The following is a 25,967-nucleotide window of genomic DNA, read 5'->3' as shown; positions in this document are numbered from 1 at the left end:
TCCGCTAACGTCGCAACCATGGCGAAGAAACTGAAGTCCGGGCTGTGGCTGCCGATTTTCGACGAGCTCGCCGACCCGCGCGTCGTCGCACGGGTGGCCGCCGAAGCGGAGGAAAACGGTTGGGACGGCGTGTTCGTGTGGGATCACATCAGGTGGCGCGAGCCGGTACGAGCCGTCGCCGACGCGTCGATCACGCTGGCCGCGATCGCCGCGGCGACCGAGCGTGTCCGGCTCGGACCGATGGTGACACCGGTCCCCCGGCGGCGGCCGGTCAAGCTGGCGCGCGAGACGGCCAGCCTCGACCAGCTCAGCGACGGCCGGCTGATCATGGGCGTCGGCATCGGCGAGGACCGCTTCGGCGCGGAGTTCTCCAAGACCGGCGAGCAGCTCGACCTGCGGATGCGCGGCCAGATGCTGGACGAGACGCTGGACATCCTGACCACCGCCTGGTCGGGTGAGACCGTGCGGCATCACGGCGACCACTACACCGTCGATGAGATCCAGTTCCAGCCGAGCCGGCGCATTCCCGTGTGGATCGCGGCGATGCCGCGCAACGCCAAGCCCCTGCGCCGCGCCGCGCGCTATGACGGCTTCTTCCCGGTCAACCTGGACAGCGCCGACCAGCTCGCGGAAGCTCTCGCGGTCATCCAGCCCTCCGAGTCCTACGACGTGGCGATCTCGGTCGAGGCCGGCACTGATCCGCAGCCGTACGCGGCCGCCGGCGCGACCTGGTGGATGACCGACTTCAACTGCGAGGCGATGAAACTCGACGAGGTGCGCGGCGTCGTACGCGACGGACCGGTTGACCGCTAAACCTGGACACATCGCGCTATTGTGCTCGCTGGAGGGAGAGAGGACGCTGATGCTGACCGGTGAGGACTACCTGGACGTGGTCGCGATCCGCGCCATGCGCGTACGCAGTCCGATCTTCCGCACGCAGATCGGTCCGATGCGGGCGCTGGTCTTCACCATGGCCGACCAGGGCGGCCTCACCCGCTTCGAGTTCTGCATGGTGGCGGCCGCGTTCGACGAGGTCAACGGCTTCATCGTGCACGACTTCACGCAGCGCGCCAGCGCGTACGCGCGGTCGCACGCCGCCGGCGTCGTCGGCTTCACCACCACGGTGGTGACGTTGGTGTGCCTCGCGTCGCCGGTCGTCCGGCCGGACGCCATCCAGGTGGCGATGACCGAGCCGCGCTTCCAGTTCGCCGGCGAGACCCGGCCGTTGGTCGTCGACCTGACCACCGGCCAGCGGCACCTGTTTCTGGGCAGCAAGGCCTACGGCTTCGCCGGCCTGTGGACTCCGGCCTTCCAAAGCACCATCACCGGCCGCGCCGACGCGGTGTTCCCGCTGCCCGCGGTCGCCGAGCCGGAGCTGCGCGCCAACCCGCGGCCGGAAGTGCCCGACGCGCCGCAGCCGCCGCAGTACGCTCCACCGCCACCGCAGCAGGTCGCTCCGCCGCCTCAGCAGTACGCGCCACCACCACCGCAGCCGCAATACCCTCCGCCGCCACCGCCATACCCGCCGCGCTGATCACAAGTCCGCACGGTGACCCATGGGAGGCGGCGCTAGGCGTGGCGCAGGAGCGCACCGATGTCGTCACGAGGACGTACGACCGGCTGGTCGTCATCATCGAGCGGCGGCACCACGATCGCCGCACCGGTCGCATACGCGACCCACGGAATCGCTTCGTCCGCGCGGAAAACGGCTGGCTCGCCGGCACCGAGGGCGCGTAGGTCCGGCGCGCTCGCCGCCAGCTGCGACGGATCCGACCCCAGCCACACCGTACGGTCGGCGAGCGCCGGATCGGTCACCAGCAGCGTCCGCACCTTGGACTCGCGCAACGCCGCGACGCAGTCGTCCCAGCCGGCCGTGGCCAGCCCGCGATCGCGTTGGACTGCCTGAGCAACCTGCTGAAACCGGGCCGCTGGTGTCTGACCGCGTACGCCGGCCATCCGGCCATCGACGCCGCTGTGGCGACCGCGTGCCAACAGAACGACGCGCGGATGGTGGGATACGTGCCGGTGCCACGGCCGCCGGGACACGTCACCGGCCAGGCATATCCGTTCCAACTCGCCGGTGGCATCCGGCGTGCCAAGGCCGCCACGCGAAGGCCGCCGCGCGCAAAGCCTTGCACGGACACGAAGTGCTGCCGTACGACGACGAGTTGTTCGTGAATTTCCAGTAGCCGAAGGGTCAGGCGAGCGGCGTACGCAACGACGTGCGCTCGCCGCGCCAGGCGTCCAGCAGGTGACCGGCCAGCCACTCCTCCAGCAGATCGGTCGACTGAATGCCGAAAACCACGTCCTCGGCCAGCTCCGGCTCCTCCGCCAGCAGCGCGCCGACCACATCGTTTCGCATGATCTGCTCGTGAACCGCCTCGATGTGCTCGGTGTAGAAAAACCGGCACGGCTGCGGCGCGTCGAGCCGCGTCAGCGCAGCCTCAAGCCGCCGCGCGCTTGGCGCGGTGCTGATCTCAGCGGCGGCGAAATGACCCACGAGCGCGCCACGCCACCGGCGGTGCAGGCCGAAGAGCGACATCATGTTGACGATCGCCAGCGAACAGGCCGGCACGTGGTTCAGATATCCGAGGTAGGCGTTGTCCAGACCGGCCGCTGCCAGCAGATCGGCGAAAAGTTGTGCATGTATGCGGTCGGCCCGGCCGCCGCCGAATTCGTCGAACTCGACCGCCACCAGGGCCGCCTTCGCCGGTCCGGAAAGCCGCGGGATCACCCAGGCGTGCGGATCGGCTTCCTTCAGGTGATAAATCGAGCGATGCGCGAAATACTCCCGCATCTGCCACCATTCACCACTGTCGCGTAGGAAATGGGTGACGCCGTTGGCGTCGACCGGCTCGACGAGCATCTTGTCGAACTCCGCGGCCACATCCGTCCCACCGGTCACGGCTTTCTGCAGCGCGGCCAGGAAAGCCGACTCCAGGCCGGCTCGAAAGCCGAGCAGCTCAGTGTTCCATTCCCACTCGGCCGGCACTCCTGACCAGCCGCGATAGTGCAGTTCGTAGCAAAGATGCAGGCACAGCTGCAAGTCCTCGCCGAACGGGTCGGCGTCGCCGGCGCGTACGCGCTGCAGCGGCTCCATCCTGGACTGGCGAAACGCGTCCAACACGGCCGAGGACAACGGCCCTCGTGCGGTCGGCAACGCTGGCCCGGCCTGACGTGCGATGAGTTCAGGCATGATGTCTGACTACCCGATAACCGGCGGCTTCAAGCGTTTGAGTCGTCCAGGCGGGGGTAAATCGTTTTCATGGTTGGTCATCTGGAATCGGTTGTCATCGACTGTCCCGACCCGCGTTCTCTCGCCGCCTTCTATGTCGAGCTGTTGCAGATGAAGGTCAGGAACGACACCGAGAACAACAGATGGGTCGTTATCTCCGACGAGCGGCGAAAAATCGCCTTCCAGCAGGCGCCGGATCTTCGCGCGCCGGAATGGCCGGATCCTGAGCGTCCACAACAGTTCCACTTGGACGTCTTAGTGGACGACATCGATGCCGCGGAAGCAACGGCGCTGGCGCTTGGCGCGAAAAGGCTGCCTGGTGAAGGCGACGGATTCCGCGTCTACGCCGATCCGGTCGGCCATCCGTTCTGCCTGGTCACCGGGCCGGCGTGAGCGGCTCAGTCGACTGAGAGCGCCTCGACGAGCTCTCCGGCGGTGGAGTCCGGCAGCGCTCGGGCCACATCGGCGAGCGCGATGATGCCGACGAGTTTGTGTTCGTGGATAACCGGAACACGCCGCACGCGGTGTTCGGTCATGGTCGCCAGCACGTCCTCCACCGGCCGGCTGGCCAGCACGGTGACGATCTCGCCGTCGACCAGGTCACCGGCGGTGGTGGTGTCCGGGTCACGGTTTTCCGCGACCGCGTGGATGGCGATGTCGCGGTCGGTCAGCATGCCTTTGAGCCGGTTGTCGTTGCCACACACCGGAAGGCTGCCGACCGTCAGGTCCGCCATCTTCGCGGCCGCCGTGCGTACGGTGTCCCGCACGCCGACGACTTCCGGATCCGCGGTCATGATGTCACGAGCAGTTGTCATATCGGGTGCGTACCCCACGTCATACGCCTCAAACACGGTTTGTCTGGCGCGCGTACGGGTAAACGCCTGCCATGCGAGTCGGAGTCCTCGATATCGGTTCGAATTCGGCACAGCTGCAGATCGTCGACGCCTATCCCGGTGCGCCGCCGCTGCCGACGCACGCGTTCAAGGAGCCGACGTTGCTCGGCGAGTCGTACGGAAAGGACGGCGCCATCGACGCCGCCGGCGTGCGACGCGTCGTACGAGCCGTGGACTCGACGTTGCGGCTGGCCGGAAAAAGCTCGGTGGAACGGCTTTATTCCTTTGCCACCGCGAGCATTCGCGACGCCACCAACGGCGAGCAGGTCATCGACCTGATCGAGGACGCGACCGGTGTCCGTCCGCAGTTTCTCACCGGCGAGGACGAGGCGCGGATGACCTATCTCGCCGTTCACAGCTGGTATGGCTGGTCGTCCGGACGCCGGCTGGTCGTCGACATCGGCGGCGGTTCCATGGAAATCGTGCTCGGCCGGGACGCGACGCCGGACCTGGCGGTCTCTCTGCCGCTTGGCGCCGGCCGGCTGACCCGCGCTTTTCTGCCGGACGACCCGCCGTCGAGCGCACAGCGCAAGGCACTTCGCCGGCACATTCGCGACACCTTGCGCGAGGTCTCCGACCGGCTGCGCTGGGAAGGTGTGCCGGTGCGCACCATCGCCACTTCCAAGACGTTCAAGCAACTGGCTCGGCTGGCCGGTTCGCCGCCGCAGCGCAAGGGGCCGTTCGCGCGGCGTACGCTGGCACGCGCGGATCTGTCCGCGATCATCGGCCAGTTGTCAGGAATGACGGCGAAAGAACGTGCGCGGTTGCGCGGTGTTTCCCGGCCGAGAGCGCGTCAGATCCTGGCCGGCGCGATGATCGCCAAGCAGACGATGACGGCGCTGGACGTGGAACGGGTCGACATTTGTCCATGGGCCCTGCGCGAAGGCGTCATCCTGCATTACCTGCGTACGACCGAAGATCTGCGCTGGGACCTGCCGCTGGTCCCGGTGGCTCCGCCGGAACGCAGGCCTCGCGGCACCATCCATCCGGTCCCGGATGTGGCCTCACACTGAGCAATGACTCCGGACACCAAAGGACGGCGCCCGGGGTCGCATTGTCTGGCTGAAAATCGCCGGTCAGCCGGCCGAACCCGGCTCGGACATGCCGCCGTGCATGACGGCCTTGGCGGCATCCGGCAGCGCACGCGCCGCGGCGGCCTGCAGCTTGTTGTTCATCGAGCCGGCGACGACGCTGTCCTCTCCAGCGACCATCGCCTCGAACGCCTCCTTGGCGATGTCGGCCGGGTCGTCCTTCTCGCCGGATGTCTCCGGCAGCGGACACCAGCTCCGCGTCTTCGGCCGCGACGATCAGGTCGAAGCCATGGTCGGCGAAACACTTGGCCAGCTCGCGGCCGATGCCGCTGGACGCGCCGGTGACGACGGCCAGTGGCCGGGTCGGCTCTGTTATGGACTCTGTCATTGGTCTCGTTCCTTTCCTCGACAGCTAGCGTCTTACCCGGCCGGACCGCACTGAAACGCAGCGTTTCGGATCTGCCGCAAGGGGAATCCGAAGCACATGAAAGCGCTGCTGGACCAGTCGTTGTCGGTGCTGTTGGAGGGATACGGTTGGCTGCCGAACAGGTGGCGGCGCGGTGGCGGCGAGCCGGTGCGGGCACGGGTGCTCGGACGGCGAGCGACCGGCCTGCGCGGGCCCGAGGACGCGCGGTTTTTCTATGACGAGAAACATATACGCCGGCGCGGCGCGATCCCCGGGCCGGTGCTGAGTACGCTTTTCGGCCACGGAGCCGTCCACACCCTGGACGGCGACGCGCATCATCGCCGTAAGCGACTTTTCCTGTCGCTGATGACCTCCCAGTCGGTGGCCGCGCTCACCGAGGAAATCAGCGTCGCTTGGGACGAGGCGGATTGGAGCGCTGGCAAGCCGGTCACGCTTTTCGAACAGGCGAGCCACATCATCACGCGTGCGGTCACTCGCTGGTCCGGAGTTCCATTGCGGTCAACGGATGTGCCGTCGCTGGCCAGTGACCTGATCGCCATGGTCGACGGTTTCGCCACCGCCGGACCACGGCACTGGCGAGCTCGCGCGGCGCGCCGACGTCAGGAACGCTGGCTCGCGGCTGTCATCGAGGACGTACGCGCCGGTGCGCTGACGCCGTCTCCAGAGCAGGCGATCAGCGTCGTCGCCACACATCTGGACGCCGACGGTCCGCTCAGTCCGCGAGTCGCGGCGGTCGAACTTCTCAACGTCATCCGGCCAACCGTCGCGGTGGCGTGGTTCGTGACGTTCGCCGCGCATGCGCTGCATCGCTGGCCGGAGCACGCCCAGCCGTTACGTGACGGTCGGCACGACTATGCCACCGCGTTTGTCCAGGAGCTGCGCCGCTTCTATCCGTTCGCACCGTTCGTCGGCGGCAAGGCCGTCAGCGATCTTTCCTGGCGCGGAGCCGACATTCCGGCCGGTTCGCTCGTACTTCTGGACCTGTACGGCCACAACCACGACGACACGCTCTGGCCGGACCCGTATTCCTTCGATCCGGCCCGGTTCGCCGGCCGGGCGCCAGGTGAGTTCGAGCTGGTGCCACAGGGCGGTGGCGATCCGGCGACCAACCACCGCTGCCCCGGCGAGGCGATCACCATTGCCGTCCTGGAGACACTCGTTCCGCGGCTGGCCGCCATGGACTATCGCGTGCCGCCGCAGGATCTGCGGATTTCGTTGCGGCGCATACCAGCGCGACCGGCCAGCGGCTTCGTCGTCATACCCCGGTGATCCCGCGGTGGCGACTCGCCGGCGCGGCCCGGTGGATCGGCCGGTCCGTACGATCGGCCGGTCCGGAGCGAGAAGTCCTTGTGCAGTCGGCGAAAATGGCGCTGTCGGCGGTCGTCGCCTGGCTGATCGCGCTGACTTTTTTCACACAGCAGTCGTTCATCGCTCCGTACGCCGCGGTTTTCATGGTTGCCAGCACGGTTTACCGGAGTGTCGAAAGCGCGTTGCAGCAGACCGTGACGCTGATTCTCGGCGGCACGCTGGCATATGTGGCCATCACGACGATCGGCCAGCCGGTGGCGGCGCTCGCGATCGCGGTGTTCGTCGGAGCGCTGATCGGCCGGTGGCACCGGTTTGGCGACAGCGGGGTCGCGGTCACGGCATTGCTGATGCTGACCTACGGAACGGCGCACGAAAGCGACTTCCTGTTGGTACGCGTCGGCGAAAGCCTGGTCGGCGCGGCGGTCGGGCTGGCCGTCAACATCCTGATCCTGCCGCCGGTGCAGCTGCGCGGCCTGGAGCGCGCCGTCGTGGACCTGGCACGTGACACGCGCCGGCTGCTGGAGGACATCGCCGACGGTCTCAACGACTCGTGGGATCGCGACGACGCAGGCGAATGGTCGCGTCGCGCGCGTACGCTCGACCAGGCGATCCGCCGCGCCGAGATGGCCATGAGCCACGGTCATGAGAGCACGAGACTGAATCCGTGGCAGCAAAGCTGCCGCCGGATGTCGCCGGCCGCGTACGAACCGGCCGTCGACGACCTCCGCGAGACCACCGGCGAGCTCAAGCGGATGACCAGTTCTCTCAGCCACAGCTCGGAAAACGCCGTCGAGGCGGACTTCGCCGCGGAGGTGGCGACGATGCTGCGCGCGCTGGCCAGGGCGATGGCCTGTTACCAGACGCAAACCGGCTCGCTGCGCCAGAACGAGATCCGTCATGTCCTGGAAAGCCTGCCGCGGCCGCGCAAAAGGCTGGCGGCACAGCTGACGCGCGGTCAGTTCCGCACCGCGATGACAGCCAACGTCGAAGGCGCGATCCTGCTGGCACTCGACCGGATCGTGCACGTACTCGCCAAGCAACGGTGAGGTTTGGCCATATCGCCAACGGGTATGCCAGCGCTGACATGGTGCGAGCAGTGTGAGGCGGTGTACGCATGGCAATGACCAAGCAGCTTCCCCGGCCGGTCGCCGAGTCCTGGGACTGGCAGCGGTTTGGCCGCTGCCGCCAGGCGGACGCGGACCCGGACGCGTTCTTCCATCCGATCGGCGAGCGCGACCCGGCACGGTCCCGCCGGACGGCTCGCGCCAAGGCGCTCTGCACGCGTTGTCCGGTGCTGCGGCGCTGCCGCGAGTACGCACTCAGCACCCGCGAACCGTATGGCATCTGGGGCGGACTCGACGAGCACGAACGCGAACAACTGCTGGCCGCCCGGCGCGTCGCCTGATCAGGCGAACTGCGCCAGCGCCTCGTTGAGCGACGCGAAGGTCGGCAGGTGCGACAGCAGCCCGGTGACTTCTATCGGTCGTACGACCGGCGGTTTGTTGGCCACAATGGCCAGCTGCCGATCGCGTTCGCTCGCGCGGTCGGTGACCTCGACCAGGCCGGCCAGGCCCGACGAGCCGAGAAATGTCACGCCGCTGAGGTCGACGATGACGCTGGCGCCGTCGTCGAGCAGCTCGTTCACCGTGGCGATCACCATCGGTGAGGTCGTCATGTCCACCTCGCCGCTGACCTCGACCACCGACGGCGCGTCCAAGCCGGCCAGCCGGACGTTGATGGAGACGCATTCGTCCGACTGCGCGGCTTGCTGAAATCTGCCTCGGTCATTTCCGATCGTGCGTTCCTGCCGACCCATCTGGCGGCTCCTAACAGTGTGTGCGGTTCGCCGCACCGCGTGATCATTCACCTGACCGATCCCGCGGCCATCGCGCAGATACAGCCGCTGCCGCCACCCTACGAGCCATGCCAACTGGCCGCAAAAGGTCGCGGCCTCAGTCCGGCTCCTCGTCCACGCGTACGGCCTGCTCCTCGGCCGGCTGCCGGTCATCGGCGTCGTCCTCCGCGGCCGACCGCTTGTCGTCGTCGAGCCACGGCGCGGTCGCGTCGTCCTCCTCCCGCTGCCGCGGCGAGTACTCGCTGGTGTCGATGCCGTCGTACAGCTCCGCGTACGCTTTCTGCTCGTCGGTCATGCCTGCTGCCTACCCGCTGGCGAGGCGGTGAAACAGGACGTTGCTCGCGGGTGAGGACGCGGCTACGGTTGGCGTAGCGGTTATGAAGCAGCCGTTTTCACGAGCCGCTGAGGAGTGTCACGGTGGGACAACACGCGTGGCACCGCACAGGTGCCGCAGGCACGGTCGAGGTGACTCCGGTCGGCCTGAAAGGCCACGAGTTCGCACTCTGGTTGCAGGACGGGGACATTCCGACACTTCAGGTCGGCGGCGAAGTCGACATGGCCACCGCGCCGGCCCTGCTCGACACGGCCACCCGACTGCTCAAAGCCTCTGGACGGCTGCTGGTGGACCTGGAGCGGATCACGTTCCTCGCGTCGTCGGGACTGTCCGCGCTGGTCCAGTTGCGCGAGAGAGCGCGTACGCACGCGCAACTGATCGAGTTCGTAGCCAGTCAACAGGCGGTGCTGCGGCCGCTGACGCTGACCGGGCTCACGGATGTCGTACGTCCGCAACCCACCGAGCGTGAGGCGCGGCAGGGGTTGGGGAAGCTCTGAGGGCGGCCAGAAGGCTCGTACGGCCGGCGGTTGGCGCGTAGCTGGGTTGCTGTTTGTTTTGTTTGGCGCCTTGGTGGGTGGTGGGGTTTTCGCCTGCGCGGCGGGCGTGCGGGGCTGGGGTCTCTAGGCTTGCTCGGTCACGTATGGGAAGCAACCCGTCGGTATGGACGCCGATCACGGCGCTGTAGCGCTAAATGTCCGTCTTGCCGGTTTGCGGTTTGGTGGCATGGCCTCCTTACGTGCATCTGACGCACGCATGGGGGCCTTGCGAACATTGAGCGGGCGCCAAGGTGTTACTGGTGTGACTGCCGTGGCTGACAATACGGGTGAGGCCACCGGGCTGCGTAATACTTGTTCAACAAGACATCAAATCGGACATTGCAGTGTCTCATATAGTGGGCCTTCTCGGCACCTATCGGGACGCCACGGAACCCGACCCAACAATCGTGAAACTCACGGATGCAGGATGACCTTGATGGCCTCGTCCTGTTTCTTCTGGAACAACTGAAGCATCGGCAGCGGATCGGTCATGCCACCGTGGTACGCGCAAGAACTCGGCCACCGGGCACCTGGCCGTAGAGCTTGGTACAGCCGAAAAGCGCCGCACCGGTGCCAAACTCACGCACCTGCGTGGTCTCGCACTGTGCGTACAAGCCGCGGTCGCACATCCAACAGGAGCCGCAGGAAATGTCGAACGGAACCACCACGCGATCGCCGGGCCGGATGCCGGTGACCTGCGCGCCCACCTCCTCCACGATCCCCATCGGCTCGTAGCCGCAGATCGCGGTGGAGGTGACGCGTACGACCGCAGACCGACCCGAGACACGCGATGATGACGGCGACGAACGGGTAGCCTCACGATGAGGTGAACGACATGCGTTTCGACGCGACGACCGCACCAACGCATCTGCACGTGCGGCCGTCCGGCACGCTCGACCGCGCCAGCTATGGTGAGCTGCGCGACATGCTGCTCAAACACGCGGCCGACGAGCCGCCGGCCATCGTCGTGGACCTCGGCGACCTGCGCATCGGCGCACTGGAGTTCATGAGCGTCTTCTATTCGGTCTGGATCCAGATCAGCGAATGGCCGGCCACACCACTGCTGCTGGTCGCGGAAGGCGAGCAACACCGGCGTCTGACCGGAGCCGCGGTCACCAGGTTCGTGCCGTTGTACGACAGCGTCGCGGCCGCGGTCCGCTCGCTGCCGGACCAACCGAGGCGACGCCGCGTACGACGTACGTATCCGCACGCCCCCGCGAGCTCACGCCTGGCGCGTCGTTTCGTCCGCGACATCACCGCGCAGTGGCAGCTGCTCGACCTCACCATGCCGGCCATGGCGATCGCCACCGAGTTCACCGAGAACACCATCGTGCACACCGACTCCGGCTTCGACCTGCGGCTGGAGCTGCGCCGCGGCCTGTTCGGCATCACCGTCTCCGACGACAGCCCCTACCCGGCGGTCCTGCGCGAAGGCGCGTACGGCATCAAGAAACCGTCCGGGCTGGCCATCGTCGCCGCCACCGCGCGCGCATGGGGCTGCAACCCGACGCCGTCGGGCGGCAAGGTCGTCTGGGCCACGCTACGGGTCGGCCGGTGACTGCTGGTCGGCCGCGAGCAAGTGCTGCCGGATGACCCGCGCAGCGTCGCCACACTCCTCGAACATGTCGCCATAACGCCGGACCAGCGTGTCGCTGCCGCGCCGCCGTGCCTCGCTCTGCAATCTGCCAGCCAGGCTGGCGCGCTCCTCCAGCGTACGCAGAGCGGTCCATAACGCGCGCTCCAACTCGACGGCTTGGGCGTCCAGCAGAGCGGCCGCGGTCCACGCGTGGCCGACCCGGCACCGATACCGGCGAGATCCCGGGTCGATCTCGGACAGCGGGCCGTGGCAGTCCGGACAGCTGATGCCGGCCAGCCGGCCGAGGTGGCCGTGCCGGTCACCCGCTCCCCTGGCGATGTCGTCTTCCATGAGCATCACGTCGTCCGATCCGGCGGCCGCCGCGTGTGCTTCGCTGAGTGCCGCAAGCCACTCGGTCAGCGTCTCACCGATCTTCAAGCTCGGCATGCAGACCGCGTCGGGGATCTCCCGCAGCACGGCGGCCGGCATGTCCGGGAACAGCGCCTCGGTCGGGTCCTGTGCGACCGCGACGCCGCCGTGCGCGACGATCGAGGCGAGACCGGCGACACCGTCGTCGAGTACGCCGGAGAGCAGCACACCGACGGTCGGCAGCGTGGACCGCGCGGCCGACCGGAACAGCGCGTCGATGGCCGGCCGGTGGCCACTTTCGGTGGGGCCGTGGGAAAGCGCCGCGCGGTCGCCGGCGACCAGCAGGTGATGACCCGGCGGCGCGACGTAGATCTGGCCGTTGGCCAGCGGCATCTCGTGTCGTACGCTCACCGCCGGTAAGCGGCCGGCGCGCTCCAGGATCGAGGGCAGCACGCTGCGGCCACCGGTCGGCAGGTGCAGAACGACCAGGATCGGTGCCGGGATGTCCGGCGCGATGCCGGAGACGAGCGTACGAAGCGCCTCCACGCCACCGGCCGACGCGCCGATCACCACCAGCCGATCGATCTCGGTCATCGGTTCGCCAGCCTCCTGGCCGAGGAAAGGATCCGGCCAGCCCCGGGATGCCCCCGGCGGACCACGTCGAAACAGTCGTACGGTCATCATGTGCAGTAGCGTTCTCCTGTGAGCGACGAACCGGCAAGCTCCGGAGCCGACCATTTCGAGGACCTGCTGCGCTATCTCAAGGAGTCACGCGGCTTCGACTTCATCGGCTACAAACGCGCGAGCCTGCAACGCCGGGTCCGGCACCGGATGCACCAGATCGGCATCGACGACTACGTCGAATACATCGACCACCTGCAGGTCAACTCCGACGAGTTCGCCGCGCTGTTCAACACCATCCTGATCAACGTCACCGCGTTCTTCCGTGACACCGAGGCCTGGCAGTACATCGGCCAGGAGATCGTCCCGTCGCTGCTGGCCGAGCGCAGTCCGCAGGACCCCGTACGGATCTGGAGCGCCGGCTGCGCGTCCGGCGAGGAGGCCTACAGCCTGGCCATCCTGCTGGCCGAGGCGCTGGGACAGGAGCAGTTTCGCCAACGGGTCAAGATCTATGCCACCGACGTCGACGACGACGCGCTGGCGACCGCGCGGCAGGCGGTCTATAGCGAGCGCGATCTCAACGGCCTGCCGGCCGAGCTGGTGGAGAAGTATTTCGAGGCGCAGAACGGTCGTTACGTGTTTCGCGGCGACATGCGCCGCTCGGTCATCTTCGGCCGCAACGATCTGGTGCAGGACGCGCCGATCTCCCGCATCGACCTGCTGGTGTGCCGCAACACGCTGATGTATTTCAACGCCGAGACGCAGACCAAGGTGCTCAGCCGCTTCCACTTCGCGCTGGTGCCGCGCGGCGTACTTTTCCTCGGTCGCGCCGAAATGCTGCTCAGCCACGCCAACCTGTTCAGTCCGCTGGACCTGAAGCGGCGGATCTTCCGCAAGACCACGGTTGCCACCCCCGGCACGCAAAACTGGGTCAGCCAGGCGTTCGTACCCGACCGGCGTACGCCCCTCAGCGAGATGGACCAGCTGCGCGAGCACGCGTTCCTGGCCAGTCCGGTCGCGCAGATCGTCGTCACCGGCGACGACACCGTCGCGCTGGTCAACCAGCAGGCCGAAAACGTGTTGGGGCTCTCGCACCGCGACATCGGCCGGCCGCTGCGCGACCTGGAGATCTCCTACCGGCCGGTGGAGCTGCGCAGCAACGTCGAGCACTCGAAGGTGGAGCGTCGCGCCATCCGCGTCGAACAGGTGGAGTGGCAACGCGGCGGCGAGTCGATGTGGTTCGAGGTGCACATCAATCCGCTGATCCACACCGACAACGCGCTGCTCGGTGTCTCGATTGTCTTCCACGACGTCACGGCGGCGCGCCGGCTGCTCGACGAGCTGGAGCGCACCAACCGGCAGCTGGAGTCGGCGTACGAGGAACTGCAGTCCACCAACGAAGAACTCGAGACGACCAACGAGGAACTGCAGTCCACCGTTGAGGAACTCGAGACCACCAACGAGGAACTCCAGTCGACCAACGAAGAACTGGAGACGATGAACGAGGAGCTGCAGTCGACCAACGACGAGCTGCAGACCATCAACGACGCTCTGCGCGAGCGCAGCGAGGAGCTGGACAACACCAGCGACTTCCTCGACTCGATCCTGACCTCGTTCCGTGCCTCGCTGGTCGTCGTCGACGCGGAAATGCGGGTGCTGGTGTGGAACCGCGGCGCCGAGGACCTGTGGGGCGTACGGCGTGAGGAGGCCGAGGGTGAGCACCTGCTCAACCTGGACATCGGTCTGCCGCTGGCCGAGTTGCGTACGCCGATCCGGCACGCCATCGCCGACGGCTCGACACCGCAGCGACTGGTCGTCACGGCCGTCACGCGGCGGGGACGCGAGACGCGGGTCGTGGTCACCGCCGGTGCGTTGCGCACCGCCAAAGGCGCCGTGAAAGGCGCGATGCTGGTGATGGAACCCGAGGTCAGCTGACGTCCGGGCGTTCCTGTTCCAGCCGGTCGTCCAGGCTCTCGCCGTCGCGTTGTTCGGTCCTGGTCGTGCCGTACGCGTCGGCCTCCGACCAACCTTCCGGCGGCTCCATGCCGTCCTCCAGCGGATCGGTGCCGAGCCGGTCCTCGTCCAGGTCCTCAGCAGCGCTGGTCGCCGCCGCGTCCAGCTGCGGATCCGCGGCCAGCTCGCCGTCCTGCGGTGGTGTCGTCGTGTTGGGGTCGGTCACCGTCACTCCTTCTGGCCGGCGATCGCGTCGAGATCGCGGCTCGGCTCGGTGCCGCCGCCGGGATAGCCGGTGCGGCCGAGGTCTTCGCCTTCCCGCGGCTCCTCAGGCAGGCCGTGCCGGCGCCGCCAGTTGGGGTTGTCCGGTGGCAGACTGCCGGAAACCCGGCCGTAGAAACCACACGTCATCAACCCCAGTCCGACCACGAAACTGAAGATGACGTTGCGCATGTCGAAACCCAGCACCTCCAGCGACGTACGCAGCACACAGATGTTTATCAGGCCGGACAACAAAAACAGGATGCCGATGGCCACGTCCACCGTGGACGCGATGGCCGGCTTGAGAAACGCCGCGAACAGCAGGATCAGGCCGGTCACCACCGAGATGCCGGCCAGCAGTCCGGTCGTCGGCATCCCCAGCACCGGCTCACCGCGGTGAGCGGTCAGCGGCACCTGCTGGACGAAGCCGACCACGCCGTACACGGCAAGCACGAAGCCGAAAACTCCGGCGCCGGTCCGATACACCCGAGCCAGTCGCTGCTTGCTGGTCGAAGTCATCGCGCCTCCTCTGTCGATCGTGGAGCGAGTACCCGGTGCCGGAGCTCCTACGCGTCCGCCAGCCGCGACGCCGTCTCCAGCAGCGCGGCGTGTACGAAGGCCTGCGGTAGGTTGCCGCGCAGCTGCCGCTGCCGCACGTCGTACTCCTCCGCGAACAACGCCGGCGGGCCGCAGGCACTCCTGGTGCGCTCGAACCAGCGAAACGCGTCGACGTGGTGGCCCTGGTCAAACTGCGCGAGGGCCATCATGAAGCCACACAACAAAAACGCGCCTTCGATCTCGCCGAGCGGATGGTTGCCGTGCGCATAGCGATAGACATAGCCGTCGCTGGCGAGCTCACCGCGTACGGCCGCCAACGTGTTGCGCGTACGCGGATCGTCAGCCGGCAGCGCGCCGCGTACGGACGGCATGACCAGGCTCGCGTCCGTACCGATCAGGCTCGGGCTGCGCTGCCAGACACTGTCCGAGCGCAGGCACCGGCGGGTCGTCTCGGCCATGATCGTCTCGGCCAGCTGGACAAAGCGCGCGGCGTCGGCGACCGGTGCGATTCTCGCCGCGGCACGCAGGCCGGCGACGCAGGACAAACGTGAATGCGTCCAGAAATCGTCGTGCAGTTCCCAAATCCCGGCTTCCGGCTGTGGCCAGTGCCGGTCGATCGCGTCGACGGCAACGCTCAGCGCGCGCCATCCATCGGTGTCCAGCCGATCGACCGCGGCCGACAGCAGTTGCAGCGCTTCACCAAATGCATCCAGCTGGAGCTGCTTGTTCACCTGATTGCCGATCACGTCGAATCCGCCCGGATAGCCGGCGAGTTCGAGCGAGCGTTGCGACGGGATCGGCTCGCCATCGATCTGGTACGCCGGCGACATCGAAGCGCCGTCGGCGATCAGCCGCTCGCTGACGAAACTGACCGCCGCATCGACCAAATCCGTGGCACCGGCGACCTGCGCGGCGATGCCGGCGTAACACTGGTCCCGAATCCAGCAATACCGATAGTCGAAATTGCGTCCCATTTCGGCTCGCTCCGGCAGCGACATCGTTGCCGCTGCGACCATTCCGCCACCACTGGTGGTGAGGCCGCGCAGCACCGCGTACGAATGGCGCGCGTCTCGCGGCGCCACCGTCGCGTGCAGCGACGGCATCGAGTTTTCCCAATAGACCCCGGTCGCCGTCCAGGCCTGCGACGCGTCCGTCGGTTCGTCCGGCAGTGTCCGGCCGATTTCCAGCACGAGATCACGGGTCTGGCCCGGCTCCAGCCGCCACCTCGCCGACAGTTCACCGGAGTCGGTGACGACCGCGTCATCCGCGCCGGACCAACGAAAACGCAACGAGCCGGAGCGTCCGGTCCACCGGCCGGAGTCGTCCTGGCGCAGCTCGGACATCCGCTCGGCGCCGAACCGGCCGCGTAAGTCCAGGGTGATCTCGACCGTGCCGCCAGAACCGCTGATTTGCCGCAGCAGCACCGCATATCGGGGATCCGCCGGTGCGGCCATCGCATCGCGGCATTCGACGACGCGATTGTCGATGGTGACCCAGCTGTGTCGCCAGATCAGCGTCGCCGGCTCGTAATAGCCACCCCACACATAGCGTTCGACCGGCGTCACGGCGTATCTTCCGTCGCCGCCGATCAGGTCGGCGAACACCGCGTCGTCGTGCCAACTCGGCACGCACAGCCAGGAAATGTTGCCGTCCGGTCCGCACAGCGCACCACGTTCGCCGTCGGCGACGAGCGAATACTCGCGCAGCACATACGGCGAGCTCACGACGCCCTCGCGAGATTCGCTTCCACCACGGCCGCGAATGTCGCGAGCGCGGCGCTGGCGGTGGCCAATGCCCGCGTACGCGCATGCCGCGCCGCCGGCACGCATGCGGCCATGCTGATCGCGTGCAGCACGTCGACAACGGCAGCGGCGGCGACGATCCGGCGATGTGGCAACGCGGCGACGACCGCGCCCTGCAGGACCTGCCGCGACCCCAGGACGACCGCCATCGTGGCCGTCGTGGCGTCCGGAGACCGCGCCAGCCGCGCCACACCCGCGCCGGCGGTCAACGCGCCGCCGGTTATCGTGACCAAGCCGACGAGCCGGCCAGCGCCGATCACCGGCGCAGCGCCTTTCGTACGCCCGCGACGGCCGCCACGGCCATCAGTGCACCGGCACCGGCGAGGACGGCGTGATGGCGCGAGGCCCACAACTGCGGATCGCGGCTGTGCGACCTGCGGTCAAACTCACCGTGCGCCCCGAAGTCACTTGCTTTGTCGGCCGGCTTCCACAGATTCGCCGGCCGGTGCGGGTTGTTCGCATCGTCGGTCTGCTGCGCGGCGTATCCGCTTTTGGCGAGATAACGGTCAAGCAGGCCAGGTGCGATCGCGTTCGCGACGAGTGTCCACACCGTGCTGGAGCCGACCCAGTATTCGCGGCGCCGAGGATGGTCGGCCGCGTACACCACCGCGTCGGCGGCGACCTCCGGCTGGTAGATCGGCGGCACCGGCTGCGCGTGCCGCGGCAGCCGGCTCAGGACCCAGCTGAACTGCGGCGTGTTCACCGCCGGCATCTGCACCATCGTGACGTTGACATTGCTGCCTTCGTGCAACAATTCGCAGCGCAGCGACTCGTGAAAACCCTGGATCGCGTGCTTGGAGCCGCAATACGCCGACTGCAGCGGAATGCCGCGATAGGCCAGCGCCGAGCCGACGTGCACGACCGTGCCGCTGTCGCGTTCGCGCATCCGCGGCAGCACGGCCATCGTGGCGTACACATAACCGAGATAGTTGACCTCGGTGACGCGCGCGAACTCGGCCGGCTTGATGTCCCTGAACGGCGCGAAAACCGACGTGAACGCCACGTTGACCCACACGTCGATCGGCCCGAGCTCGGCCTCGATTTTGTCCACGGCGGCGAAAACCTGCTCCTGGTCGGCCATGTCGACCTGGACGGGCAACGCCTGCGCGCCGGCATCGCGTACGTCCGCGGCCGCAGCCTGGAGGCCGTCCTCGCCTCTGGCCAACAACGCGACCGCGTCGCCACGCGCCGCGAACGCACGGGCGCAGGCCCGGCCGATCCCACCACTGGCACCGGTCACCACGACTGTCCGTCTACTCATGACCAGCGCGTACCCACATCGAGCGCCGGCAAAACCCGACATTTGCATACTGCAAGCTTTGTTGCGTTGACTGGGTGGTTGCGCCTTCGCGGCGGGCGACCTCAAGGGGAGGGCGCGGGGTCTTGTCTGTGGTTGGGTTGGGTGCCGCGGTGCGGTTTTGTTTGTGGGGTGGTCCGGGAGTGTGGCTGGGTCGCCGGAGGCGCCATGGCGTCCCGGCGGGTGGCGTGAAGGTCCAGTATGTGGGATGCGAAGGCTCGTGGAGCGCTAAATGTCCGTGTTGAGAGGTTCGCGGATGGTGTGAATGTCGAGTTACTAGCGCTGGATGCAAGAAAACGGCTTTCACACTCGCACGGCCATCACGTGTTGTGACTGATGTGACTGTTGGGGCAGACAATGCTCCTGAGACTGATGTGGCGGCTCGCTCTCACACCAGCGGCCGAGCCAAGCAAACACCCGAGCCGGCGGCCCCTCCGGAAATTTGCATATGGCAACGGTTGGGGTTTGCGACCACCCAGAGGTGGTATCCGGTTGGCGCGGATGAGCGATGGGAGACGGTGCCGTGCATGTCATGGAGGTGTCCAAAGCCGAACGGCTGGAGAATGCGCTGCGCGAGGCGGTCGACGGCGAGGTGCGGTTTGACGACGGTACGCGCGCGGCCTATTCCACCGACGCGTCGAATTTCCGGCAGGTGCCGATCGGCGTCGTCGTGCCGCGTACGCCGGAGGCCGCGGTCGAGGCGGTCGCGGTGGCGCGGCAGTTCGGCGCGCCGCTGTTGTCGCGCGGCGGCGGCACGAGCCTCGCCGGACAGTGCACCAACACCGCGATTGTCATTGACTGGTCCAAATACTGCCATCGGCTGGAATCGGTCGATGGTGACACGTGTGTCGTCCAGCCGGGCATCGTCCTGGACGAGTTGAACAGGCAGCTCAGTCCGACCGGCATGCGGTTCGGACCGGAGCCGGCGACACACATGAACTGCACGCTCGGCGGCATGATCGGCAACAACTCGTGTGGCGCGACCGCGCAGCGGACCGGCAAGGTAGTGGACAACATCGCCGCGCTCGAGGTGCTGTGCTATGACGGCACGCGGTTCTGGTGCGGTCCGACCAGCGACGACGAGTACGCGGACATCGAGCGGCACGGCGATTTACGCGCCGCGATCTATCGCCGGCTGCGCCGGATCCGCGATCGCTATGCCGACGAGATCCGTGAGCGTTTCCCGGACATTCCGCGGCGGGTGTCCGGCTACAACCTGGATTCCCTGTTACCAGAACACGGTTTCGACATCGCCGGCCTGCTGGTCGGCAGTGAGTCGACGCTGGTCACCGTGCTGCGCGCCAAGCTGAAACTGGTGCCAGTGGTGAAAAAACGTACGCTCGTGGTGCTCGGTTTCACCGACGTCTACACCGCCGCGGACACCGTGCCAGCGGTCCTGCCGCATGAGCCGATCGCGTTGGAAGGCCTGGATGCCAAGCTGCTCCGGGACGAACGGATCAAACACCTCAATCCGCAGGCACTGGAGGAGCTGCCGGCCGGCGACGCCTTCCTGATGGTCCAGTTTGGCGGCGACACCACCGACGAGGCCGACCGGCGCGCCCACGACCTGATGAAATCGCTCAAGGAAAGCGAACACGATCCGCAGGTGAAGGTGCTCGACGATCCACGGCACGAACACGAGCTGTGGCGGGTGCGCGAGGCCGGTCTCGGCGCAACCGCGCACGTGCCGGGGCGGCCGGACACGTTCGAAGGCTGGGAGGACTCGGCGGTGCCGCCGGACCGACTCGGCGACTATTTACGGCGACTGCACGGACTTTACGACGAGTTCGGTTACGCGAGCGACACCGGACCGAGTCTTTACGGCCATTTCGGCCATGGCTGCGTACACACGCGGATTCCGTTTGACCTCTACACCGCCGACGGCGTCGCTGCATACCATGACTTTCTGCGTCGCGCGGCCGATCTGGTGGTGGACTTCGGTGGCTCGCTCTCCGGCGAGCACGGCGACGGCGAGACCCGCGGCGAGCTGCTGCCGAAGATGTTCGGCGGTGAGGTGATGCAGGCTTTCGCCGAGCTGAAGGACATCTTCGATCCGGACAACCGGATGAACCCCGGCAAGGTCATCCATCCGGCGGCGGCCGACCAGCACCTGCGGCTCGGCGGCGACTGGTCACCGGCCACCCCGCAGGACGTGTTCTTCCGTTATCCGCACGATGGCGGGTCGTTTGCCGAGGCCGCCAACCGCTGCGTCGGCGTCGGGCGCTGCCGCCAGCACCACACCGATGGCGGACAGGTGATGTGTCCGTCTTATCAGGTGACCGGCGAGGAGGAGCACTCCACCCGGGGCCGCGCGCGACTGCTTTTCGAGATGCTGGACGGACATCACGACAGTCCGGTCGGCGACGGCTGGCGGTCGCCGGCCGTACGCGACGCGCTCGACCTCTGTCTTGCCTGCAAGGGCTGCAAAACCGACTGTCCGGCCAACGTCGACATGGCCACCTACAAGGCGGAGTTTCTGGCGCACCACTACCAGGGCCGGCAGTGGCGTCGGCCGCGGTCGGACCTGTCGATGGGGTGGCTGCCTGCGCTGGCGCAGGTCGTCGGCCGCGCGCGGCTGGCCGGTGCCGCCAACCTGCTGACGCACACGCCACTGTTGTCGCGGCTGGCGAGAATCGTGGCAGGCGTGGAAAACCGCGAGCTGCCGCTTTTCGCGCCACAGACGTTCCAGCAGTGGCATCAGCGTCATTATCGTGGTGGTGACGGAAGACGCGGCAGCGTACTGTTGTGGCCGGACACCTTCACCAACCACTTCCATCCGCACATCGGTGTGGCCGCGACGAAAGTGCTGACCGACGCCGGCTGGGACGTGGTGGTGCCGACCGAGCCGATGTGCTGCGGGCTGACCTGGATCTCGACCGGTCAGCTGGCCACCGCCAAGAAAATCCTCATGCGTACGGTCGACATGTTGGCGCCACACCTGCACAAAGGCGGTCTGGTGGTCGGCCTGGAGCCGAGCTGCACAGCCGTCCTCCGTTCCGACGCAGCCGAGCTTTTCCCGGAAAACCAGGACATCCGCCGGCTGCGCGACCAGACGGTCACGCTGGCCGAGCTGCTGACTCAGCACTCGCCCGGCTATCAGCCGCCGAAGATCCAGCCAGACCAGCTGGTCGCCACTCAGCGGGCGATCGGTGACACGGCAGAGAAAAGTGACGGCGTACGCGCGGTGGCTCAGGTCCACTGCCACCAGCACGCGGTCATCGGCTGGGACGCCGACAACGAGCTGCTGTCGCGCGCTGGCGTCGAGGCGGACCGGCTGGACTCCGGATGTTGTGGACTCGCCGGCAACTTCGGCTTCGAGGCCGGACATCTGGACGTCAGCGAGGCCTGCGCCGAGCGCGTACTGTTGCCGCATCTGCGTGACAACGACCATGACGCGGTCGCGCTGGCCGACGGTTTCAGTTGCCGCACGCAGATCCACGAGTTCGACTCCGGTGGACGCGAGGCCATGCATCTTGCCGAGCTGCTGGCCGCGGCGCTGCCGGCATCACCCGATGGCCTGCCGGCGCGGCCGAACCCACCGAGCAAACAAGCGAAAGTCGCCGCTCTGGCCGCCACAGCCGCTGCCGCCGCTGTCGGCGTCGCGATCAGCGCACGGAGGCTAGGGGCTCGGCGATGACCGTCGATGCCGTACGTGCCCGCGCATACCGGATCCCCACCGCCACACCGGAAGCCGACGGCACTTTGGCTTGGGACAACACGACTCTGGTGGTCGTCACGGTTGACGCCGGCGATGCCACCGGGCTCGGTTGGACATACACGGATGCGTCTGCGGCCACTCTGATCAATTCGACGCTGGCCAAGGTCGTTGTCGGCAGGTCGCTGGACGTACGCGCGTGCTGGCATGCCATGCAGCGCGCGGTCCGCAACATCGGATTGTCCGGCCTGGTCGCCACCGCGATCTCGGCCGTCGACATCGCACTTTGGGACGCCGCCGCGCGAATCCTGGACGTGCCGGTGGCGAGCCTGCTCGGCCGGGTCCATGACGAGGTGGCGCTCTATGGCAGCGGCGGTTTCACGACGTACGACCGGCAGCAGGCGCAGGAACAGCTGACGCATTGGGTCCACGACCAGAAAATTCCGCGTGTGAAGATAAAGATCGGTGAGTCCTGGGGGAAAAACGTCGGCCGCGATCTGGAACGCGTCAACGAAGCCAGGACGGCGATCGGTGCCAACACCGACCTTTACGTGGACGCCAACGGCGGATATGGCGCTGGCCTGGCGCGCCGGGTCGCGCGTGAACTCGAACAGCTCGACGTGCGATGGTTCGAGGAGCCGGTCTCCAGCGACGACCTCGCCGGCCTGGCCGAGCTGCGGGCTGCCACCACGATCGACATCGCCGCCGGCGAATACGGCTATGACCTGCCATATTTCCACCGCATGCTCAGTGCGCAGGCCGTCGACTGCCTGCAGATCGACGCGACGCGCTGCGGCGGATACACGGAGTGGCAACGCATCGCCGCACTCGCCGCCGCCACCAACCGCGACGTCTCCGCGCACTGCGCGCCCAACCTGTCCGCGCACATCGCCGCCAGCACGCCAAACTTCCGGCACATCGAATGGTTTGCCGACCACGACCGGATCGAGTCGCGGCTCTTCGACGACACATTCGACCCGGCCGGCGGCCAGGTCGCTCCCGACCTGACCGCCGCCGGCCACGGCTTCACCTTCAAGGAGGCGGACGCCGAGACGTACGCGGTCCGTTGACTTGCCTACCAGGAAAGTCGAGTGCTACTTTCCCAGTAGGAAAGTTAACGGAGGATGCTGTGGACATAGAAGAAGCTCGTTCGAGCCTGCAGGCAGTGGAGGAAACCCGGCGTAAGGTGCGCGCGACGGCGACCCGGATGCCGACCTGGTATCTGATTGGCAGCTGCGTGGCGATCGTGGCTCTCTGCGCGATCTCCGACCTGAATCTGCCCGGCGGCGCGCGTATCGGCGTTTACGCTGGATATTTCGTCGTAGTCGGCGTGCTGCTGGCCATCGCGCTGCGGCGCGCTCGCGCACGTGCACGCCGGTCCGATCTGTCGATTTCGCGGCTGTTGCTGGTGACCACCGGCCTCATCGCCGCGATCATCGCGACCATCGTGGTGACCTCGCTGATCGTCGGCGTCCTTGGGGTGCCGTTGCATGGCCTGGTCATCGGCGTGGTGGTCGCGGCGTTTTTTTTCGTGGTCACCAAAATCGGCCAGGCACGGCTGAGCGTCTGGATGCGCGAACGGTCATGAGCGCACCGGAGGGTTTCGACGAGCTCATCCACCCCACCACGAGGCTGTCGCTGGTCGCCCTGCTGGCGGCCACCGAATGGGCCGAGTTCGCCTACGTGCGCGAGTCGCTGGACCTCAGCGACTCGGCGTTGTCCAAACAGATGTCCACATTGGCCGACGCCGGCTATGTGGACGTACGCAAGGAAGGCGCCGGCCGCCGCCGGCGAACCACGTTGCGGCTGACCGACCGCGGTCGCACGGCTTTCGAAGGCCACGTCGCCGCACTGCGACAGATCATTTCCGCCGTACCAGTCGAGAAATAACACCAGACCCCCACCGGCCGAAGGGCCATCGTGTTTTCCTTCTCCGGCATGGCGATGCGCCATGCCCTGACCACACTCGCGCTCGCGGCCGGCCTGACGACGGCAGCCGCGCCGACATCGCATCTCACCCCGACGCCGTGTCCGGTGCCGGTGCCGCCGACCGCCACCAACGTCCGATGTGGACTGGTCGACGTGCCGCTGCGCTATGACTCGGCTGCCACGGCCAAAAACAAGCTCGCGGTGGCCGTCATCGCCAGCAAGAAGCCGACGCGTACGCCGCTGATGATCCTCGGCGGTGGTCCTGGCGAGAAGCTGATCGCCTCGTTGCCGGCGTTGGCGGCTCTGCCGGCCGACGATCCGCTGGTCGCCGGCCGCGACGTGATCCTCGTCGACCAGCGCGGCGTCGGCTTCAGCAAGCCGGCACTGGAATGTCCGGAAGTGGTTGGCCCGCTCGTCGACCTGACCGCGCTTCCAGAGCAACAGGCGGCGCGTACGAGCGCCGGTGTCACCGCCTGCGCGCGCCGGCTTTCGCATGACCGAGTGGACTTCTCCGCGTACGACACGCTGAACAACGCCCGCGACCTCGGCCAGGTCGTGGCCGCACTCGGATATCCGAAGGTCGACCTCTTCGGCGGCTCCTACGGCGCGCTGCTCGCTTTGCAGGCCGAGCGCGGAAACCCGGACTGGATCGCGCACGTCGCTGTCGCCTCGCTGACACCGGCAGAACGTAACTTCTTCCTGGACATCGGCCGGTCCTTTCAGGGCTCGCTGGACGCTTTGCGCGCCGCCTGCCGAGCCGACATGATGTGCGCCAGTTCCTACGGCGACATCGCGACGAAGCTGAACCGCGTCGTCGAAAAGTACGCGAAATCCCCAAAACTGATGACGATCGTCGATCGGGCGACCGAGAGATCGGTGCGTGCGATGGTGTCCGGCGAGCTGATCGCCAGCCGCCTGCTCAGCCTGCTGTACTTCCGCAGCAGCCTCGCCTACGTGCCGCAGCTGATCGACCGGTTTTCCAACGGCGACTTCTCCGCGCTGGTCGCCGGCGCCGGCGGTCCACCGCCGACCGCTGAACATGTGGTCCGATAGTTGGGCCGTGTCCGATGGGCCGGCGCGCGCGTTGCCGGGGATCGTTGTCGATCTTGGCAAGTTTCGTTCCCTCCGCTCACAAAACGCCGTATCGTCTCGGCGCATGTTCTGGACTCGCTCCCAACGGCCGGCCTGGTATCTGGAGTTTCCGCTGCTGATCATCGGATATGTCGCCTTCGGACTGGCACGCGCCGGGGTCGACCGTGGCGATCCGGCGGCGACGAACAACGCACTGCTCGTCCAGCAGCTGGAGCAGGCTCTGCGCATCGCGGTCGAACTTCCGCTCAACCACGCGATGCTTGGGCAACCGGTCGCGATTTGTCTCGCCGGCTATTTCTACCGGCTTTGCGTTGTCGCCGTGCCGGTCATGCTGATCTGCCTTTACATGTTCCTGCCGGCACGATACGGCCGGCTGCGGACCGTACTCGTGGTGACAATGGTCATCGATCTGCTGCTCGTCTGGCTGTATCCGGAGTCTCCGCCGCGGTTTGCCGAAAACGGCGTCGTCGACCACCTGGCGACGCACGACATTCTGGGCGGCGCCGCGGCGCGTACGCCGCAGCCGGGAGTCAATCTGTTGGCCGCGATGCCGAGCATGCACGTGGCGTGGACGACCTGGTGTGCGTACGCCGGCTGGTCGGCGCTGCGGCCGCGCTCTCCGCGAACCGCCTGGCTGGTCTGGCTTTTTCCACTGCTCACGGCACTTGTCGTCCTGGTGACCGGGCACCACTATGTCCTGGACGTCGTCGCGGGCGTGGCGCTCGTCGCGGTCGCGATTTCGTTGACCAGGCTGGTGAGACTGGTCAAGCCGAGACGGCTAGATGATCTATTTTCACCCCGGCAGGGGCGTGCGTAAGCACGGGGAGGTGCGGTCTGTTTTGTGGCTTGGTTGGGTGGCGACACCGGAGGGGCGATGGTGTCCCGGTGAGTGGCGAGAAGGTCCACTATGTGGGACTCGACGGCATGTGTAGCGCTACATGTCTGCCTTGCGAGGTTCGCCGATGGTGTGAATGTCGAGTTACTCGCGCTAGATGCAAGGCTTTCACACCCGCAAGACCGACAGCTCCTGTGACGGGTGTGACTGTTGAGACAGGTAATGCTGTTGTGACTGCCAACTTGCGCGCGCCAGGCGGCGGGAGGAGTTTGATCTTGTATTCCCGTCTACCGACAACAGACATTTCACTGTGATGTCCGGCTTGGGTAGACAATTAAGCGAGTAGGTCTACGTGGCGGCGCGTCGGTAATCCCGGTGAAATCTGCCTTGGGATGCGGGA

Annotated in this window: 28 protein-coding genes and 2 pseudogenes; 16 read left to right on the top strand and 14 right to left on the bottom strand. The window is 67.0% G+C overall.

The window, feature by feature from the left end; translation table 11 throughout:
• Window positions 1-18 precede the first annotated feature (18 nt).
• The gene (locus tag GNX95_RS24830; RefSeq protein ID WP_163509776.1) at window positions 19-813 is read left to right on the top strand and encodes an LLM class flavin-dependent oxidoreductase; all 795 of its coding nucleotides are present in this window, start codon (window positions 19-21) and stop codon (window positions 811-813) included.
• Window positions 814-862: 49 nt separating this feature from the next.
• Window positions 863-1,534 carry a hypothetical protein gene (locus tag GNX95_RS24825; protein WP_163509775.1) on the top strand — a complete coding sequence of 224 codons (672 nt, stop codon included), beginning with the start codon at window positions 863-865 and terminating at the stop codon, window positions 1,532-1,534.
• 35 nt (window positions 1,535-1,569) lie between these two features.
• Here GNX95_RS24825 and GNX95_RS24820 read toward each other — a convergent pair whose 3' ends face one another.
• Complete coding sequence (locus GNX95_RS24820) at window positions 1,570-2,073, bottom strand: hypothetical protein (protein WP_163509774.1); 504 nt, start codon at window positions 2,071-2,073, stop codon at window positions 1,570-1,572.
• 124 nt (window positions 2,074-2,197) lie between these two features.
• Window positions 2,198-3,196, bottom strand: a complete 999-nt coding sequence (locus tag GNX95_RS24815) for an iron-containing redox enzyme family protein (protein WP_163509773.1) — start codon at window positions 3,194-3,196, stop codon at window positions 2,198-2,200.
• Window positions 3,197-3,265: 69 nt separating this feature from the next.
• Between GNX95_RS24815 and GNX95_RS24810 the strand changes: the two genes are divergently transcribed.
• Window positions 3,266-3,628: a VOC family protein gene (locus tag GNX95_RS24810; protein WP_187369680.1), complete on the top strand. Its 363-nt coding sequence runs from the start codon at window positions 3,266-3,268 to the stop codon at window positions 3,626-3,628.
• Window positions 3,629-3,633: 5 nt separating this feature from the next.
• Here GNX95_RS24810 and GNX95_RS24805 read toward each other — a convergent pair whose 3' ends face one another.
• On the bottom strand, window positions 3,634-4,050 hold the full coding sequence (locus tag GNX95_RS24805; RefSeq protein WP_163509772.1) for a CBS domain-containing protein: 417 nt from the start codon (window positions 4,048-4,050) through the stop codon (window positions 3,634-3,636).
• 71 nt (window positions 4,051-4,121) lie between these two features.
• On the opposite strand from GNX95_RS24805, the gene GNX95_RS24800 reads away from it, so the two are divergent.
• On the top strand, window positions 4,122-5,141 hold the full coding sequence (locus GNX95_RS24800; RefSeq protein ID WP_163509771.1) for a Ppx/GppA family phosphatase: 1,020 nt from the start codon (window positions 4,122-4,124) through the stop codon (window positions 5,139-5,141).
• Window positions 5,142-5,204: 63 nt separating this feature from the next.
• Here GNX95_RS24800 and GNX95_RS43865 read toward each other — a convergent pair whose 3' ends face one another.
• Together GNX95_RS43865 and GNX95_RS43375 are read right to left on the bottom strand one after the other, a co-directional pair.
• Window positions 5,205-5,339, bottom strand: coding sequence for a hypothetical protein (locus GNX95_RS43865; RefSeq protein WP_281356962.1), 135 nt, complete (start codon window positions 5,337-5,339; stop codon window positions 5,205-5,207).
• 97 nt (window positions 5,340-5,436) lie between these two features.
• Window positions 5,437-5,547: pseudogene (locus GNX95_RS43375) on the bottom strand (hypothetical protein); the annotation flags it as partial.
• Between the two features lie 96 nt (window positions 5,548-5,643).
• Here GNX95_RS43375 and GNX95_RS24790 point away from each other — a divergent pair.
• The 3 genes from GNX95_RS24790 to GNX95_RS24780 all read left to right on the top strand — a co-directional run bounded on the left by GNX95_RS24790 (window position 5,644) and on the right by GNX95_RS24780 (window position 8,299).
• A complete protein-coding gene (locus GNX95_RS24790) occupies window positions 5,644-6,855 on the top strand; it encodes a cytochrome P450 (RefSeq protein WP_163509770.1) in 1,212 nt (403 codons plus the stop codon).
• Window positions 6,852-7,940, top strand: a complete 1,089-nt coding sequence (locus GNX95_RS24785) for an FUSC family protein (RefSeq protein WP_163509769.1) — start codon at window positions 6,852-6,854, stop codon at window positions 7,938-7,940. Before GNX95_RS24790 ends, GNX95_RS24785 begins: the two co-directional genes overlap by 4 nt.
• 68 nt (window positions 7,941-8,008) lie before the next feature.
• On the top strand, window positions 8,009-8,299 hold the full coding sequence (locus GNX95_RS24780) for a WhiB family transcriptional regulator (RefSeq protein ID WP_163509768.1): 291 nt from the start codon (window positions 8,009-8,011) through the stop codon (window positions 8,297-8,299).
• On the opposite strand, the gene GNX95_RS24775 is transcribed toward GNX95_RS24780, so the two are convergent.
• Both GNX95_RS24775 and GNX95_RS24770 read right to left on the bottom strand, forming a co-directional pair.
• Window positions 8,300-8,710: an STAS domain-containing protein gene (locus GNX95_RS24775; protein WP_163509767.1), complete on the bottom strand. Its 411-nt coding sequence runs from the start codon at window positions 8,708-8,710 to the stop codon at window positions 8,300-8,302.
• Window positions 8,711-8,846: 136 nt separating this feature from the next.
• The gene (locus tag GNX95_RS24770; RefSeq protein ID WP_163509766.1) at window positions 8,847-9,044 is read right to left on the bottom strand and encodes a hypothetical protein; all 198 of its coding nucleotides are present in this window, start codon (window positions 9,042-9,044) and stop codon (window positions 8,847-8,849) included.
• 122 nt (window positions 9,045-9,166) lie between these two features.
• On the opposite strand from GNX95_RS24770, the gene GNX95_RS24765 reads away from it, so the two are divergent.
• On the top strand, window positions 9,167-9,580 hold the full coding sequence (locus GNX95_RS24765; protein WP_163509765.1) for an STAS domain-containing protein: 414 nt from the start codon (window positions 9,167-9,169) through the stop codon (window positions 9,578-9,580).
• Between the two features lie 554 nt (window positions 9,581-10,134).
• Here the strand turns inward: GNX95_RS24765 and GNX95_RS44405 are convergent.
• Window positions 10,135-10,479, bottom strand: a pseudogene (locus GNX95_RS44405) (alcohol dehydrogenase catalytic domain-containing protein); the annotation flags it as partial.
• Here GNX95_RS44405 and GNX95_RS24755 point away from each other — a divergent pair.
• Window positions 10,455-11,177, top strand: coding sequence for a hypothetical protein (locus GNX95_RS24755; protein WP_163509763.1), 723 nt, complete (start codon window positions 10,455-10,457; stop codon window positions 11,175-11,177). The pseudogene GNX95_RS44405 and the gene GNX95_RS24755 overlap by 25 nt on opposite strands.
• Here the strand turns inward: GNX95_RS24755 and GNX95_RS24750 are convergent.
• Window positions 11,160-12,158, bottom strand: coding sequence for a chemotaxis protein CheB (locus tag GNX95_RS24750; RefSeq protein WP_163509762.1), 999 nt, complete (start codon window positions 12,156-12,158; stop codon window positions 11,160-11,162). The genes GNX95_RS24755 and GNX95_RS24750 overlap by 18 nt on opposite strands.
• Before the next feature lie 108 nt (window positions 12,159-12,266).
• Here GNX95_RS24750 and GNX95_RS24745 point away from each other — a divergent pair, with 108 nt between their 5' ends.
• Window positions 12,267-14,120, top strand: coding sequence for a CheR family methyltransferase (locus GNX95_RS24745; RefSeq protein ID WP_163509761.1), 1,854 nt, complete (start codon window positions 12,267-12,269; stop codon window positions 14,118-14,120).
• Here the strand turns inward: GNX95_RS24745 and GNX95_RS24740 are convergent.
• Genes GNX95_RS24740 through GNX95_RS24720 form a run of 5 tightly spaced genes read right to left on the bottom strand, consistent with a single transcriptional unit; the run spans window position 14,113 to window position 18,020 of the window.
• Window positions 14,113-14,364 (bottom strand): hypothetical protein, encoded by a 252-nt coding sequence (locus tag GNX95_RS24740; protein ID WP_163509760.1) that lies wholly within the window; start codon window positions 14,362-14,364, stop codon window positions 14,113-14,115. The two genes, GNX95_RS24745 and GNX95_RS24740, sit on opposite strands and share 8 nt — an antisense overlap.
• A 2-nt stretch (window positions 14,365-14,366) precedes the next feature.
• The gene (locus tag GNX95_RS24735) at window positions 14,367-14,918 is read right to left on the bottom strand and encodes a DUF4383 domain-containing protein (RefSeq protein WP_163509759.1); all 552 of its coding nucleotides are present in this window, start codon (window positions 14,916-14,918) and stop codon (window positions 14,367-14,369) included.
• Between the two features lie 47 nt (window positions 14,919-14,965).
• Window positions 14,966-16,681 (bottom strand): glycoside hydrolase family 15 protein, encoded by a 1,716-nt coding sequence (locus tag GNX95_RS24730; protein ID WP_246281720.1) that lies wholly within the window; start codon window positions 16,679-16,681, stop codon window positions 14,966-14,968.
• Window positions 16,678-17,019: a hypothetical protein gene (locus GNX95_RS24725; protein ID WP_163509757.1), complete on the bottom strand. Its 342-nt coding sequence runs from the start codon at window positions 17,017-17,019 to the stop codon at window positions 16,678-16,680. The genes GNX95_RS24730 and GNX95_RS24725 overlap by 4 nt, the downstream gene beginning before the upstream one ends.
• Complete coding sequence (locus GNX95_RS24720) at window positions 17,016-18,020, bottom strand: SDR family oxidoreductase (protein WP_163509756.1); 1,005 nt, start codon at window positions 18,018-18,020, stop codon at window positions 17,016-17,018. The genes GNX95_RS24725 and GNX95_RS24720 overlap by 4 nt, the downstream gene beginning before the upstream one ends.
• Window positions 18,021-18,564: 544 nt before the next feature.
• Here GNX95_RS24720 and GNX95_RS24715 point away from each other — a divergent pair.
• The 6 genes from GNX95_RS24715 (at window position 18,565) to GNX95_RS24690 (ending at window position 25,549) form a co-directional block, all read left to right on the top strand.
• Complete coding sequence (locus tag GNX95_RS24715) at window positions 18,565-21,693, top strand: FAD-binding and (Fe-S)-binding domain-containing protein (RefSeq protein WP_163509755.1); 3,129 nt, start codon at window positions 18,565-18,567, stop codon at window positions 21,691-21,693.
• Entirely contained in the window at window positions 21,690-22,781 is a 1,092-nt protein-coding gene (locus GNX95_RS24710) for an enolase C-terminal domain-like protein (protein WP_163509754.1), read from the top strand. Before GNX95_RS24715 ends, GNX95_RS24710 begins: the two co-directional genes overlap by 4 nt.
• A gap of 59 nt (window positions 22,782-22,840) precedes the next feature.
• Window positions 22,841-23,299, top strand: coding sequence for a hypothetical protein (locus tag GNX95_RS24705; RefSeq protein WP_163509753.1), 459 nt, complete (start codon window positions 22,841-22,843; stop codon window positions 23,297-23,299).
• Window positions 23,296-23,601 (top strand): transcriptional regulator, encoded by a 306-nt coding sequence (locus GNX95_RS24700; RefSeq protein WP_163509752.1) that lies wholly within the window; start codon window positions 23,296-23,298, stop codon window positions 23,599-23,601. Before GNX95_RS24705 ends, GNX95_RS24700 begins: the two co-directional genes overlap by 4 nt.
• A gap of 48 nt (window positions 23,602-23,649) precedes the next feature.
• A complete protein-coding gene (locus GNX95_RS24695) occupies window positions 23,650-24,693 on the top strand; it encodes an alpha/beta fold hydrolase (protein WP_163509751.1) in 1,044 nt (347 codons plus the stop codon).
• 103 nt (window positions 24,694-24,796) lie between these two features.
• Entirely contained in the window at window positions 24,797-25,549 is a 753-nt protein-coding gene (locus tag GNX95_RS24690; protein WP_163509750.1) for a phosphatase PAP2 family protein, read from the top strand.
• The last annotated feature ends 418 nt before the right edge of the window (window positions 25,550-25,967 follow it).

Source organism: Fodinicola acaciae, from assembly GCF_010993745.1.
Lineage (GTDB): Bacteria > Actinomycetota > Actinomycetes > Mycobacteriales > HKI-0501 > Fodinicola > Fodinicola acaciae.
The sequence above is the reverse complement of the archived record's forward strand: the minus strand, read 5'-3'. Positions and strand labels throughout refer to the sequence as shown.

Bases quoted from the DNA above. Each gene is read 5' to 3' on its own strand.
- GNX95_RS24830 (WP_163509776.1), top strand. From the start codon at position 19: ATGGCGAAGAAACTGAAGTCCGGGCTGTGGCTGCCGATTTTCGACGAG.
- GNX95_RS24825 (WP_163509775.1), top strand. From the start codon at position 863: ATGCTGACCGGTGAGGACTACCTGGACGTGGTCGCGATCCGCGCCATG.
- GNX95_RS24815 (WP_163509773.1), bottom strand. From the start codon at position 3,196: ATGCCTGAACTCATCGCACGTCAGGCCGGGCCAGCGTTGCCGACCGCA.
- GNX95_RS24810 (WP_187369680.1), top strand. From the start codon at position 3,266: ATGGTTGGTCATCTGGAATCGGTTGTCATCGACTGTCCCGACCCGCGT.
- GNX95_RS24805 (WP_163509772.1), bottom strand. From the start codon at position 4,050: ATGACAACTGCTCGTGACATCATGACCGCGGATCCGGAAGTCGTCGGC.
- GNX95_RS24800 (WP_163509771.1), top strand. From the start codon at position 4,122: ATGCGAGTCGGAGTCCTCGATATCGGTTCGAATTCGGCACAGCTGCAG.
- GNX95_RS43865 (WP_281356962.1), bottom strand. From the start codon at position 5,339: ATGGTCGCTGGAGAGGACAGCGTCGTCGCCGGCTCGATGAACAACAAG.
- GNX95_RS24790 (WP_163509770.1), top strand. From the start codon at position 5,644: ATGAAAGCGCTGCTGGACCAGTCGTTGTCGGTGCTGTTGGAGGGATAC.
- GNX95_RS24780 (WP_163509768.1), top strand. From the start codon at position 8,009: ATGGCAATGACCAAGCAGCTTCCCCGGCCGGTCGCCGAGTCCTGGGAC.
- GNX95_RS24775 (WP_163509767.1), bottom strand. From the start codon at position 8,710: ATGGGTCGGCAGGAACGCACGATCGGAAATGACCGAGGCAGATTTCAG.
- GNX95_RS24770 (WP_163509766.1), bottom strand. From the start codon at position 9,044: ATGACCGACGAGCAGAAAGCGTACGCGGAGCTGTACGACGGCATCGAC.
- GNX95_RS24755 (WP_163509763.1), top strand. From the start codon at position 10,455: ATGCGTTTCGACGCGACGACCGCACCAACGCATCTGCACGTGCGGCCG.
- GNX95_RS24750 (WP_163509762.1), bottom strand. From the start codon at position 12,158: ATGACCGAGATCGATCGGCTGGTGGTGATCGGCGCGTCGGCCGGTGGC.
- GNX95_RS24735 (WP_163509759.1), bottom strand. From the start codon at position 14,918: ATGACTTCGACCAGCAAGCAGCGACTGGCTCGGGTGTATCGGACCGGC.
- GNX95_RS24720 (WP_163509756.1), bottom strand. From the start codon at position 18,020: ATGAGTAGACGGACAGTCGTGGTGACCGGTGCCAGTGGTGGGATCGGC.
- GNX95_RS24715 (WP_163509755.1), top strand. From the start codon at position 18,565: ATGGGAGACGGTGCCGTGCATGTCATGGAGGTGTCCAAAGCCGAACGG.
- GNX95_RS24710 (WP_163509754.1), top strand. From the start codon at position 21,690: ATGACCGTCGATGCCGTACGTGCCCGCGCATACCGGATCCCCACCGCC.
- GNX95_RS24700 (WP_163509752.1), top strand. From the start codon at position 23,296: ATGAGCGCACCGGAGGGTTTCGACGAGCTCATCCACCCCACCACGAGG.
- GNX95_RS24695 (WP_163509751.1), top strand. From the start codon at position 23,650: ATGGCGATGCGCCATGCCCTGACCACACTCGCGCTCGCGGCCGGCCTG.
- GNX95_RS24690 (WP_163509750.1), top strand. From the start codon at position 24,797: ATGTTCTGGACTCGCTCCCAACGGCCGGCCTGGTATCTGGAGTTTCCG.